Origin of the sequence: Pseudomonas sp. GD03875, assembly GCF_029840585.1 — a bacterium.
GTDB lineage: Bacteria > Pseudomonadota > Gammaproteobacteria > Pseudomonadales > Pseudomonadaceae > Aquipseudomonas > Aquipseudomonas paralcaligenes.
This window is the reverse complement of sequence record NZ_JAOCCV010000031.1, coordinates 30,207-42,323: the sequence shown is the minus strand read 5'-3', so window position 1 is coordinate 42,323 and position 12,117 is coordinate 30,207. Positions and strand designations below refer to the sequence as shown.

General features: G+C 67.1%; 11 protein-coding genes. 10 read left to right on the top strand and 1 reads right to left on the bottom strand.

Annotation, left to right across the window (positions count from 1 at the left end; translation table 11 throughout):
• From mraY to lpxC, 10 genes are all read left to right on the top strand, one after another.
• Positions 1–1,083 (top strand): phospho-N-acetylmuramoyl-pentapeptide-transferase, encoded by a 1,083-nt coding sequence (mraY, locus tag N5D30_RS21185; RefSeq protein ID WP_220813931.1) that lies wholly within the window; start codon positions 1–3, stop codon positions 1,081–1,083.
• A gap of 6 nt (positions 1,084–1,089) precedes the next feature.
• On the top strand, positions 1,090–2,436 hold the full coding sequence (murD, locus tag N5D30_RS21180) for a UDP-N-acetylmuramoyl-L-alanine--D-glutamate ligase (protein ID WP_279910588.1): 1,347 nt from the start codon (positions 1,090–1,092) through the stop codon (positions 2,434–2,436).
• Between the two features lie 2 nt (positions 2,437–2,438).
• Complete coding sequence (gene ftsW / locus N5D30_RS21175) at positions 2,439–3,656, top strand: putative lipid II flippase FtsW (RefSeq protein ID WP_279904751.1); 1,218 nt, start codon at positions 2,439–2,441, stop codon at positions 3,654–3,656.
• Positions 3,646–4,716 carry an undecaprenyldiphospho-muramoylpentapeptide beta-N-acetylglucosaminyltransferase gene (murG, locus tag N5D30_RS21170; RefSeq protein ID WP_279910587.1) on the top strand — a complete coding sequence of 357 codons (1,071 nt, stop codon included), beginning with the start codon at positions 3,646–3,648 and terminating at the stop codon, positions 4,714–4,716. The genes ftsW and murG overlap by 11 nt, the downstream gene beginning before the upstream one ends.
• 34 nt (positions 4,717–4,750) lie before the next feature.
• Positions 4,751–6,157 carry a UDP-N-acetylmuramate--L-alanine ligase gene (gene murC / locus N5D30_RS21165; RefSeq protein WP_279910602.1) on the top strand — a complete coding sequence of 469 codons (1,407 nt, stop codon included), beginning with the start codon at positions 4,751–4,753 and terminating at the stop codon, positions 6,155–6,157.
• Positions 6,154–7,095: a D-alanine--D-alanine ligase gene (locus N5D30_RS21160; protein ID WP_279910586.1), complete on the top strand. Its 942-nt coding sequence runs from the start codon at positions 6,154–6,156 to the stop codon at positions 7,093–7,095. Before murC ends, N5D30_RS21160 begins: the two co-directional genes overlap by 4 nt.
• A gap of 3 nt (positions 7,096–7,098) precedes the next feature.
• Positions 7,099–7,971, top strand: a complete 873-nt coding sequence (locus tag N5D30_RS21155) for a cell division protein FtsQ/DivIB (protein WP_220813935.1) — start codon at positions 7,099–7,101, stop codon at positions 7,969–7,971.
• Between the two features lie 22 nt (positions 7,972–7,993).
• Positions 7,994–9,238, top strand: a complete 1,245-nt coding sequence (ftsA, locus tag N5D30_RS21150; RefSeq protein ID WP_220813936.1) for a cell division protein FtsA — start codon at positions 7,994–7,996, stop codon at positions 9,236–9,238.
• A 53-nt stretch (positions 9,239–9,291) separates the two neighbouring features.
• A complete protein-coding gene (gene ftsZ / locus N5D30_RS21145; protein ID WP_279910585.1) occupies positions 9,292–10,488 on the top strand; it encodes a cell division protein FtsZ in 1,197 nt (398 codons plus the stop codon).
• 106 nt (positions 10,489–10,594) lie between these two features.
• On the top strand, positions 10,595–11,506 hold the full coding sequence (gene lpxC / locus N5D30_RS21140; protein ID WP_220813938.1) for a UDP-3-O-acyl-N-acetylglucosamine deacetylase: 912 nt from the start codon (positions 10,595–10,597) through the stop codon (positions 11,504–11,506).
• A 62-nt stretch (positions 11,507–11,568) separates the two neighbouring features.
• On the opposite strand, the gene N5D30_RS21135 is transcribed toward lpxC, so the two are convergent.
• The gene (locus N5D30_RS21135) at positions 11,569–12,021 is read right to left on the bottom strand and encodes a DciA family protein (protein WP_279910584.1); all 453 of its coding nucleotides are present in this window, start codon (positions 12,019–12,021) and stop codon (positions 11,569–11,571) included.
• Positions 12,022–12,117 lie beyond the last annotated feature (96 nt).

The window sequence follows — 12,117 nt, the reverse complement described above, 5'->3', positions numbered from 1 at the left end:
ATGCTGCTGCTGCTGGCCGAGTACCTGCAACAGTTCCACACCGGCTTCGGGGTCTTCCAGTACCTGACCCTGCGCGGCATCCTCGGCGTGCTCACCGCCCTGGCCCTGTCGCTGTGGCTCGGGCCGTGGATGATCCGCACCCTGCAGATCCGCCAGATCGGCCAGGCCGTGCGCAACGATGGCCCGCAGTCGCACCTGTCGAAGAAAGGCACGCCGACCATGGGTGGCGCGCTGATCATCACCGCCATCGCCGTCAGCACCCTGCTCTGGGCCGACCTGACCAACCGCTACGTGTGGACCGTGCTGGCCGTGACCCTGCTGTTCGGCGCCATCGGCTGGGTCGACGACTACCGCAAGGTGATCGAGAAGAACTCGCGCGGCCTGCCGAGCCGCTGGAAGTATTTCTGGCAATCGGTGTTCGGTCTGGCCGCCGCCATCTTCCTTTATATGACCGCGCAGAGCCCGGTGGAGACCACCCTGATCGTGCCGGTGCTCAAGGACGTCGCGATTCCCCTGGGCGTGGGCTTCGTGGTGCTGACCTACTTCGTCATCGTCGGCACCAGCAACGCGGTGAACCTGACCGACGGCCTGGACGGCCTGGCCATCCTGCCGACCGTGATGGTGGCCGGCGCGCTGGCGATCTTCTGCTATTTGTCGGGCAACATCAAATTCGCCGAATACCTGCTGATCCCCTACGTGCCGGGCGCAGGTGAGCTGATCGTGTTCTGCGCCGCGCTGGTCGGCGCCGGCCTCGGCTTCCTGTGGTTCAACACCTACCCGGCCCAGGTCTTCATGGGCGACGTCGGCGCGCTGGCCCTCGGCGCCGCGCTGGGCACCATCGCCGTGATCGTCCGCCAGGAGATCGTGCTGTTCATCATGGGCGGCGTGTTCGTCATGGAAACCCTGTCGGTGATGATCCAGGTCGCCAGCTTCAAGCTGACCGGCAAGCGCGTGTTCCGCATGGCGCCGATCCACCACCACTTCGAACTCAAGGGCTGGCCGGAGCCGCGCGTGATCGTGCGCTTCTGGATCATCACGGTGATCCTAGTGCTGGTCGGCCTTGCCACCCTGAAACTGAGGTAACAGAGCGTGTCGCTGATCGCTTCCGACCAGTTCCGCATCGTTGTCGGCCTCGGCAAGAGCGGCATGTCCCTGGTGCGCTTCCTCGCGCAGCAGGGTGTGCGCTTCGCCGTGGCCGACACGCGCGCGAACCCGCCGGAGCTGGCGACCCTGCAACGCGACTATCCCGAAGTGGAAGTGCGCTGCGGCGAGCTGGACGTGGACTTCCTGTGCCGCGCCTCGGAGCTGTACGTGAGCCCCGGCCTGGCCCTGGCCACCCCGGCGCTGCGCGAAGCGGCCGAGCGCGGAGTGAAGATGTCCGGTGACATCGACCTGTTCACCCGCCATGCCAAGGCGCCGATCATCGCCATCACCGGCTCCAACGCCAAGAGCACTGTCACCACACTGGTGGGCGAGATGGCGGCAGCGGCCGGTCGTCGCGTGGCCGTAGGCGGCAATATCGGCACCCCGGCGCTGGACCTGCTGGCCGACGATGTCGAGCTGTACGTACTGGAGCTGTCCAGCTTCCAGCTGGAGACCACCGAGCGCCTGAATGCCGAGGTCGCCACCTGCCTGAACGTCAGCGAAGACCACATGGACCGCTACGCCGGCATGCAGCACTACCACCTGGCCAAGCACCGCATCTTCCGCGGCGCCCGGCAGGTGGTGGTCAACCGTGACGACGCCCTGTCGCGGCCGCTGATCGCCGACCAGGTGCCGTGCTGGTCGTTCGGCCTGGGCAAGCCCGACTTCAAGCGCTTCGGCCTGGTCGAAGAGAACGGCGAGAAGTACCTGGCCTTCCAGTTCGAGACGCTGATGCCGACCGCCGAACTGAAGATCCGTGGCGCACACAACCAGTCCAACGCGCTGGCAGCTTTGGCTCTCGGCCATGCCGTCGGCCTGCCGTTCGAGGCCATGCTCGACACCCTGCGCTGTTTCGCCGGCCTGCCGCACCGCTGCCAGTGGGTGCGCGAGCTGCGTGGCGTGGGTTACTACGACGACTCCAAGGCGACCAACGTCGGCGCCGCCCTGGCCGCCATCGAGGGCCTGGGCGCGGACATCGCCGGCAAGCTGGTGCTGATCGCCGGCGGCGATGGCAAGGGCGCCGACTTCTCCGCCCTGAAGGCGCCGGTGGCCAGGTTCTGCCGCGCCGTGGTGCTGCTCGGCCGCGATGCCGAGCTGCTTGCCGCCGCCATGGGCGACGCCGCGCCGCTGGTGCGGGTGGCGACCCTGGACGAGGCCGTGCGCTGCAGCGCCGAACTGGCCCAACCGGGCGACGCGGTGCTGCTGTCGCCGGCCTGCGCCAGCCTCGACATGTTCAAGAACTTCGAAGAGCGCGGACGCCTGTTCGCCCAGGCAGCGGAGGCACTGGCATGAGCCTGCTCGCCCGACTGCTCGCCGCCCCGTCGCCGCTGCGCACCCGTCGCGGCATCGACCTCGACTTCCCGCTGCTGGCCGGTTGCCTGGCGCTGCTCGGCCTGGGCCTGGTGATGATCACCTCGGCCAGTTCGGAAGTGGCCGCGGCCATGTCCGGCAACCCGCTGTACCACATGATCCGCCACCTGATCTATCTCGGCCTGGGCATCTCTGCCGCGCTGCTCACGCTGCTGATTCCCATGGCCATGTGGCAGCGCTTCGGCGCCACTTTGCTGCTGGTCGCCTTCGTCCTGCTGATCCTGGTGCTGCTGCCGGGCATCGGCCGCGAAGTGAACGGCGCCAAGCGCTGGATCGGCTTCGGCATGTTCAACGTGCAGCCGTCCGAACTGGCAAAGCTGTTCACCGTGGTGTTCATCGCCGGCTACCTGGTGCGCCGCCAGGAAGAGGTGCGCGAGAAGCTCTCCGGCTTCCTCAAGCCGATGCTGGTGCTGGCGCCCATGGCCGCTCTGCTGCTGGCCGAACCGGACTTCGGCGCCACCGTGGTGCTGGTCGGCTCCTGCATCGCCATGCTGTTCCTCGGCGGTATCAACCTGGTGCGCTTCATCCCGCTGGCCGCCGCCGTGCTCGGCGCCGGGGTGCTGGTGATGACCGCGCAGAGCTACCGGATGGAGCGCCTGACCAACTTCGTCGATCCCTGGGCCGACCAGTTCGGCGCCGGCTACCAGCTGAGCCAGGCGCTGATCGCCTTCGGCCGTGGCGAGTGGTTCGGTGTGGGCCTGGGCAACAGCGTGCAGAAGCAGTTCTACTTGCCGGAGGCGCATACCGACTTCGTGTTCGCCGTGCTGGCCGAGGAACTGGGCATGGTCGGTGCGCTGGTCACCGTCGGCCTGTTCGTCTTCGTCGCCGTGCGCGCCCTGTACATCGGCCTGTGGGCGGAGAAGGCCAAGCAGCTGTTCTCGGCCTACGTCGCCTACGGCATCGCCATGCAGTGGATCGGCCAGGTGCTGATCAACATCGGTGTGAACGTCGGCCTGCTGCCGACCAAGGGCCTGACCCTGCCGTTCCTCAGCTACGGCGGCAGCTCGCTGATCATCTGCTGCGTCAGCCTGGCCATGCTCCTGCGCATCGAATGGGAACGGCGCACCTCGCTGGGCAGCGAGGAGGTCGAGTTCAGCGAAGCGGACTTCTTCGACAACGAGGAGGTCAAGCATGCGCGGTAACGTCCTGATCATGGCCGGCGGCACCGGCGGCCACGTATTCCCGGCCCTGGCCTGCGCCCGCGAGTTCAAGGCGCGCGGCTACAGCGTGCACTGGCTGGGCACGCCGCGCGGCATCGAGAACGAACTGGTGCCGGCGGCCGAGCTGCCGTTGCACCTGATCCAGGTCAGCGGCCTGCGCGGCAAGGGCAGGTTGTCCCTGCTCAAGGCGCCGTTCCAGCTGGTCCGCGCCCTGTTCCAGGCGCGCAAGGTGATGCGTGAGCTGCAGCCGGTCTGCGTGCTGGGCATGGGTGGCTATGTCACCGGCCCGGGAGGCCTGGCGGCCAGGCTCGACGGCGCGCCGCTGATCATCCAGGAGCAGAACGCCGTGGCCGGCACTGCCAACCGCAGCCTGGTGCCGTTCGCCCAGCGCGTGTGCGAAGGCTTCCCCAACACCTTCGGCGACAGCGCCAAGCGCCGTACAACCGGCAACCCGGTGCGCGAGGAGCTGTTCCTGGAAACCCCGCGCGACACCCTCGCGGGCCGCAAGCCGCGCCTGCTGGTGCTGGGCGGCAGCCTGGGCGCCGAGCCGCTGAACAAACTGCTGCCCGCGGCCCTGGCCAAAGTGCCGGCCGAGCTGCGCCCGCAGGTGTTCCACCAGGCCGGCAAGCAGCACGATCAAGTCACAGCGGAGCGTTATCGCGAAGTTGCGGTCGAAGCCGAGGTCGCGCCCTTCATCAAGGACATGGCCCGGGCCTATGCCTGGGCCGATCTGGTGATCTGCCGCGCCGGCGCGCTGACCGTCAGCGAGCTGGCCGCCGCTGGCCTGCCGTCGTTCCTCGTGCCGCTGCCGCACGCGATCGACGACCACCAGACCCGCAATGCCGAATATCTGGCGAAGGAGGGCGCCGCCATCCTTCTGCCGCAACATGCAACCGACGCGGACAAGCTCGCCGCGCAGTTGACCGAGGTTCTGATGCACCCTGAAAAACTCGAGGCCATGGGCCGCACCGCGCGCAGCCTGGCCAGGCCGGACGCCACCCGCACGGTGGTCGACATCTGTCTGGAGGTGGCCCGTGGCTAAGTCTCCCGCCGCCGCCCGTTCGGAAATCCGCCGCATGCGCCGCATCCGTCGCATCCACTTCGTCGGTATCGGCGGCGCCGGCATGTGCGGCATCGCCGAGGTGCTGCTGAACCTGGGCTACGAAGTCTCCGGTTCCGACCTCAAGGCCTCGGCCGTGACCGAGCGCCTGGAAAGCTTCGGCGCCATCGTCTACATCGGCCACCGCGCCGAGAACGCCGAGCAAGCCGACGTGCTGGTGGTGTCCAGCGCGATCAATACCTCCAACCCGGAAGTCGCCACCGCCCTGGAGCGCCGCATTCCGGTGGTGCCGCGCGCCGAGATGCTCGCCGAGCTGATGCGCTACCGCCACGGCATCGCCGTGGCCGGCACCCATGGCAAGACCACCACCACCAGCCTGCTGGCCTCGGTATTCGCCGCCGGTGGCCTGGACCCGACCTTCGTCATCGGCGGCCGCCTCAATGCCGCCGGTACCAACGCCCAGCTCGGCGGCAGCCGCTACCTGATCGCCGAGGCGGACGAGAGCGACGCCAGCTTCCTGCACCTGCAGCCGATGGTCTCGGTGGTCACCAACATCGACGCCGACCACATGAGCACCTACGGCGGCGACTTCAACGTCCTCAAGAAGACCTTCATCGAGTTCCTCCACAACCTGCCGTTCTACGGCCTGGCCGTGCTCTGCGTGGACGACCCGGTGGTGCGCGAGCTGCTGCCCCAGGTGGCCCGCCCGACCGTGACCTACGGCTTTGCCGAGGACGCCGACGTGCGCGCCATCAACGTGCGCCAGGACGGCATGCGCACCTACTTCACCGCCCTGCGCCCGGGCCGCGAGCCGCTGGACGTCTCGGTCAACATGCCGGGCAACCACAACGTGCTGAACGCGCTGGCGACCATCGCCATCGCCGCCGACGAGGGCATCGAGGATGCCGCCATCGTCCAGGGCCTGTCCGGCTTCCAGGGCGTCGGCCGGCGCTTCCAAGTCTACGGCGAACTGCCGGTAGGCGACGGCAGCGTGATGCTGGTGGACGACTACGGCCACCACCCGCGCGAAGTGGCCGCGGTGATCAAGGCCGTGCGCGGTGGCTGGCCGGAGCGCCGCCTGGTGATCCTGTACCAGCCGCACCGCTACAGCCGTACCCGCGACCTGTACGAAGACTTCGTCCAGGTGCTCGGCGACGCCAACGTGCTGCTGCTGATGGAGGTGTACCCGGCCGGCGAGGAGCCGGTGCCCGGCGCCGACAGCCGTCACCTGTGCCACAGCATTCGCCAGCGCGGCCAGCTCGACCCGATCTACGTCGAGCGCGGCGCCGACCTGGCACCGATCATCAAGCCGCTGCTGCGTGCCGGCGACATCCTGTTGTGCCAGGGCGCCGGCGATATCGGCGGGGTGGCCCCGCAACTGATCAAGCACCCGCTGTTTGCTGTTCAAGGTGAGTCGAAATGAGCCTGCATTCCACCCTCGATCCCAAGGCCTTCGGTCGCGTCGCCGTGCTGTTCGGCGGCAAGAGCGCCGAGCGCGAGGTGTCGCTGAAGTCTGGCGCCGCCGTGCTCGAGGCCCTGCGGAGTGCCGGCGTGGACGCCTTCGGCATCGACGTGGGCGACGATTTCCTGCAGCGCCTGACCAGCGAGAAGATCGACCGCGCCTTCATCGTGCTGCACGGCCGTGGCGGCGAGGACGGCTCCATGCAGGGCCTGCTGGAGTGCGCCGGTATCCCCTATACCGGCAGCGGTATCCTCGCCTCCGCCCTGGCCATGGACAAGCTGCGCACCAAGCGCGTGTGGTTGAGCCTGGGCCTGCCGACGCCGAACCACGCGGTGCTGGCCAGCGAGGCGGACTGCCGCGCGGCCGCCGATGAGCTGGGCTTCCCGCTGTTCGTCAAACCGGCCCACGAAGGCTCCAGCATCGGCATGGCCAAGGTCGCCGATGTCGATGCACTAATTGCTGCCTGGAAGGATGCCGGTCGCTACGACTCGCAGGTGCTGGTCGAGCAGATGATCGACGGCCCCGAGTACACCATCGCCATGCTGCGCGGCCAGGTGCTGCCGCCCATCGGCCTGGGCACCCCGCACACCTTCTACGACTACGACGCCAAGTACCTGGCCAGCGATACCCAGTACCGCATCCCCTGCGGCCTCGCGGCCGACAAGGAAGCCGAGCTGAAGGAGCTGACCGCACGCGCCTGCGAGGCCGTGGGCACCCAGGGCTGGGCGCGCGCCGACGTGATGCAGGACGCCAGCGGCAAGTTCTGGCTGCTGGAAGTGAACACCGTACCGGGCATGACCGATCACAGCCTGGTGCCGATGGCCGCGCGCGCCGCCGGCCTGGATTTCCAGCAACTGGTGCTGGCGATCCTGGCCGACAGCGTCGAGGCGAGGGGCTGAGCCATGGTCGCCACTCTCCGTCATCCGCAGCCCCTGGGGGGCGCCACCCGGCGCCAGCCCCCGGCTGCGCGCGGAGCGAGCCGGATGGTGGCCAGGGAACCGCTGGCGGCGCGCCTGCCGAAGCCGGATTTCAGCGGCCTGGCGCGCGCCATCAAGCGCCTGGGCTGGCCGCTGATGCTGATCGCCCTCGGCCTGGGCACCTACGAGGGCGCCCAGCGCCTGCTGCCCTACGCCGACCGGCCTATCGCCCGGGTCAGCGTGCAGGGCGAGCTGAGCTACATCAGCCAGCAGGCGGTGCAGGAGCGCATCGCGCCCTACGTCTCGGCCAGCTTCTTCACCATCGACCTGGCCAGCCTGCGCGCCGAGCTGGAGCACATGCCCTGGATCGCCCATGCGGAAGTGCGCCGGGTATGGCCGGACCAGGTCTCCATCACCCTGGAGGAGCAACTGCCGGTGGCCCGCTGGGGCGACGGCGCGCTGCTCAACAACCAGGGCGAGGCCTTCGCCCCGCGCGAGGCGGCCAATTACGAACACCTGCCGCTGCTGTCCGGGCCGAAGCGCGCCCAGCAGCAGGTGATGCAGCAGTACCAGGTGCTCAGCCAGCTGCTGCGGCCGATGGGCTTCACCATCAGCAGCCTGGAGCTGCGCGAGCACGGCAGCTGGTTCATCAGCAGTGCCCAGGGCGTGGAAATCCTCCTGGGCCGGGATCACCTGGTCGACAAGATGCGCCGGTTCGCCAGCATCCACGACAAGGTGCTCAAGCAGCAGATCGCGAATATCGCGCGCATCGACCTGCGCTACGCCAACGGCCTGGCCGTGGCCTGGCGCGAGCCGGTGGCGCCGGCGGCGACCGAAACGACGGTCGCCGTCCAGTGAATCGAGGAGAACAGTAGAGACCATGGCAAGCGTGCAGAGCGGCAAGATGATCGTCGGCCTGGATATCGGCACCGCCAAGGTGGTGGCGCTGGTGGGCGAGGTGACCGCCGATGGCGAGCTGGAGATCGTCGGGATCGGCACCAGCCCGTCGCGCGGCCTGAAGAAGGGCGTGGTGGTGAACATCGAGTCCACCGTGCAGTCGATCCAGCGTGCCATCGAGGAGGCGCAGCTGATGGCCGGCTGCCGCATCCACTCGGCCTTCGTCGGCATCGCCGGTAACCACATCCGCAGCCTGAACAGCCACGGCATCGTCGCCATCCGCGACCGCGAAGTGAGCCCGGCCGACCTGGAGCGCGTGCTCGACGCCGCCCAGGCGGTGGCCATCCCGGCCGACCAGCGGGTACTGCACACCCTGGCCCAAGACTACGTGATCGACAACCAGGAGGGTGTGCGCGAGCCGCTGGGCATGTCCGGCGTGCGCCTGGAGGCCAAGGTGCACGTGGTCACCTGCGCCACCAACGCCGCACAGAACATCGAGAAATGCGTGCGCCGCTGCGGCCTGGAAGTGGACGACATTATTCTGGAGCAGCTGGCTTCCGCCTACTCGGTGCTGACCGAGGACGAGAAGGAGCTGGGCGTGTGCCTGGTCGACATCGGTGGCGGCACCACCGACATCGCCATCTTCACGGAAGGTGCGATCCGTCACACGGCGGTGATTCCGATCGCCGGCGACCAGGTCACCAATGATATTGCAATGGCATTACGCACCCCGACCCAGTATGCCGAGGAAATCAAGATTCGATATGCTTGCGCCCTAGCCAAACTGGCCGGTCCCGGGGAAACCATCAAGGTTCCCAGCGTGGGCGACCGGCCACCGCGGGAGCTGTCCCGCCAGGCGCTGGCCGAGGTCGTGGAGCCCCGTTACGACGAGCTCTTCACGTTGATCCAGGCCGAGCTGCGGCGCAGCGGCTACGAGGACATGATCCCGGCCGGGATCGTCCTCACCGGCGGCACCTCCAAGATGGAAGGCGCCGTCGAACTGGCCGAAGAGATCTTTCACATGCCGGTACGGCTGGGCGTGCCCCACAGCGTCAAGGGACTGACCGACGTCGTGCGTAATCCGATCTATTCCACGGGCGTGGGCCTGCTGATGTATGGGCTGCGCAAGCAGTCCGACGGCTACCACGCGCCTGGAATTCAATATGGCGATGAGCCCCGAACACCGGTACTGGAACGGCTGAAACGCTGGGTCCAGGGCAATTTCTGATGTGAAACCCGCGGTAGCTGTAGGCGATAACTAAAAAAGGAAGGAGAGGGGAAATGTTCGAACTGGTAGATAACGTCCCGCAAAGTGCAGTCATCAAGGTGATCGGCGTGGGTGGCGGCGGTGGCAACGCCGTGAACCACATGATCAAGAACAACATCGAAGGCGTGGAATTCATCTGCGCCAACACCGACGCGCAGGCGCTGAAGAACATTGGCGCGCGCACCGTGCTGCAGCTCGGCCCGGGCGTGACCAAGGGCCTGGGCGCCGGCACCAATCCGGAAATCGGCCGTCAGGCCGCCATGGAAGACCGTGAGCGCATCGCCGAGGTGCTGAACGGCGCCGACATGGTCTTCATCACCACCGGCATGGGTGGCGGCACCGGTACCGGTGCGGCGCCGATCATCGCCGAAGTGGCGAAGGAAATGGGCATCCTCACCGTTGCTGTGGTGACCCGTCCGTTCCCGTTCGAGGGCCGCAAGCGCATGCAGGTCGCCGACGATGGCATCCGTGCACTGTCCGAGTGCGTCGACTCACTGATCACCATCCCCAACGAGAAGCTGCTGACCATCCTCGGCAAGGACGCCAGCCTGCTGTCCGCCTTCGCCAAGGCCGACGACGTGCTGTCCGGTGCCGTGCGTGGCATCTCCGACATCATGCAGCGTCCGGGCCTGATGAACGTCGACTTCGCCGACGTGAAGACCGTGATGGGCGAAATGGGTATGGCGATGATGGGTACCGGCTGCGCCAGCGGTCCGAACCGTGCCCGCGAGGCTACCGAGGCGGCCATCCGCAACCCGCTGCTGGAAGACGTCAACCTGCAGGGCGCGCGCGGCATCCTGGTCAACATCACCGCCGGTCTCGATCTGTCGCTGGGCGAGTACGCCGCCGTGGGCGAGATCATCGAGGCCTTCGCCTCCGAGGCGGCTACCGTCAAGGTGGGCGCGGTGATCGACGCCGACATGCGTGACGAGCTGCACGTGACCGTGGTTGCCACCGGCCTGGGCGCGCGCATCGAGAAGCCGGTCAAGGTGATCGACAACACCGTGCCGACCGCCGTGGCCACGCCGTCCACCACCGTCAGCGCCGCGCCGCGCGCCGCCGAGCAGCCGGCCGTCAACTACAAGGAGTACGAGCGCCCGACCGTTCAGCGCCAGAGCCTCGCCGGCAGTGCCGCCGCGGCCAAGCTGAACACCCAGGACGACCTGGATTATCTGGATATCCCGGCCTTCCTGCGTCGTCAGGCTGATTGAGGCAATTTATCAGGAGTATGAAGGTGATTGGTGTTCAGCAAAGGGCGGTTCTGCTAACATTGCCGCCCATTGTTGAAAACAGTTCGCAACAAGCGCAGCCAAAACCATGATCAGACAACGCACCCTGAAGAACATCATCCGAGCCACCGGCGTTGGCCTGCACTCGGGGGAGAAGGTTTACCTGACCCTCAAGCCGGCTCCGGTGGATACGGGTATCGTGTTCCGTCGCACCGATCTGGATCCGGTCGTGGAAATCCCCGCCCGCGCCGAGAATGTCGGTGAGACCACCATGTCGACCACCCTGGTCAATGGTGACGTCAAGGTGGACACCGTCGAGCACTTGCTTTCGGCCATGGCAGGCCTGGGCATCGACAACGCCTACGTCGAGCTGTCGGCGTCCGAAGTCCCGATCATGGATGGCAGCGCTGGTCCCTTCGTGTTCCTGATTCAGTCTGCTGGCCTGGAAGAGCAGGAAGCACCCAAGCAGTTCATCCGCGTACTGCGCGAAGTGACGGTGGAGGAGGGCGACAAGCGCGCCACCTTCCTGCCCTTCGACGGTTTCAAGGTGAGCTTCGAGATCGATTTCGATCACCCGGTGTTTCGTGGTCGCACCCAGACCGCCAGCGTCGACTTCTCCAGCACTTCCTTCGTCAAGGAAGTGAGCCGCGCACGGACCTTCGGGTTCATGCGCGACATCGAGTTCCTGCGTTCGCAGAACCTGGCACTCGGCGGCAGCGTGGAAAACGCCATCGTGGTGGACGAGTTCCGCGTGCTCAACGAAGACGGCCTCCGTTACGAGGACGAGTTCGTCAAGCACAAGATCCTCGATGCCATCGGCGATCTCTACCTGCTGGGCAACAGCCTGATCGGCGAGTTCCGTGGCTTCAAGTCGGGCCACGCGCTGAACAATCGTCTGCTGCGCACCCTGATCGAGCAGAAAGATGCTTGGGAAGTGGTGGTCTTCGACGATGCCAGCACCGCACCGATCTCCTACATGCGCCCGGTCGCGGCCGTGTAAGCAATACCCCTTCCTTCTGTTGTATTCAGGCCACCCTCGGGTGGCCTGTTTTTTGGGGCTATCTATTCGCGCCGGGCATTTCGCGCCAGGCGCTCCAGGGCGGCGCGCAGCTTCGGGTCGCCGATGCCTTCGGCGGCGCTGCACAGGCTGTCGGCGGCGGCCTCCGACAGCTCGACCCGGTTCGCCTCATAAGCCACCTGGCCGCTGGGCGGGCGTACCTTGATCTGGATCTTCTCCAGCCCGGCGAACTCCGGCAGCACCTGCAGCAAGCGCTGCAGACGACGCTGCTGGTAGTGCAGCCGGGTTGCCCAGTGACCGTTGCTGGTCACCAGCAGCAGGCGGCCCTCGCTCCAGCTCGCCACCTGGCAGTGCTCGCGGGCGGCCGGCTCCAGCTGCGCCTCCACCAGCGCCTGCAGTCTGCCCAGGCGCTGTGCCGCGCTGAACAGCGCCTGCAGAGGCTTGTGCTCGCGCAGCAAGGCGTTTGGGGTCTTGGCGAAGGGGGGGCGAAAGCTCATGGGAAAGGATTCGTGCGGTTGTGCGCAGCATGTTAGCAAAGGGCCTTGCAGCTGTCGGCGGTCGTCCCCATATAGGGGCGAGCGGTCTGTGGATGC

What these genes read in the sequence shown, in the direction of transcription:
- N5D30_RS21135 (WP_279910584.1), bottom strand. Translation starts at nt 12,021, where the DNA reads ATGAGCTTTCGCCCCCCCTTCGCCAAGACCCCAAACGCCTTGCTGCGC.
- murC (WP_279910602.1), top strand. Translation starts at nt 4,751, where the DNA reads ATGCGCCGCATCCGTCGCATCCACTTCGTCGGTATCGGCGGCGCCGGC.
- ftsZ (WP_279910585.1), top strand. Translation starts at nt 9,292, where the DNA reads ATGTTCGAACTGGTAGATAACGTCCCGCAAAGTGCAGTCATCAAGGTG.
- lpxC (WP_220813938.1), top strand. Translation starts at nt 10,595, where the DNA reads ATGATCAGACAACGCACCCTGAAGAACATCATCCGAGCCACCGGCGTT.
- N5D30_RS21160 (WP_279910586.1), top strand. Translation starts at nt 6,154, where the DNA reads ATGAGCCTGCATTCCACCCTCGATCCCAAGGCCTTCGGTCGCGTCGCC.
- N5D30_RS21155 (WP_220813935.1), top strand. Translation starts at nt 7,099, where the DNA reads ATGGTCGCCACTCTCCGTCATCCGCAGCCCCTGGGGGGCGCCACCCGG.
- ftsA (WP_220813936.1), top strand. Translation starts at nt 7,994, where the DNA reads ATGGCAAGCGTGCAGAGCGGCAAGATGATCGTCGGCCTGGATATCGGC.
- mraY (WP_220813931.1), top strand. Translation starts at nt 1, where the DNA reads ATGCTGCTGCTGCTGGCCGAGTACCTGCAACAGTTCCACACCGGCTTC.
- murG (WP_279910587.1), top strand. Translation starts at nt 3,646, where the DNA reads ATGCGCGGTAACGTCCTGATCATGGCCGGCGGCACCGGCGGCCACGTA.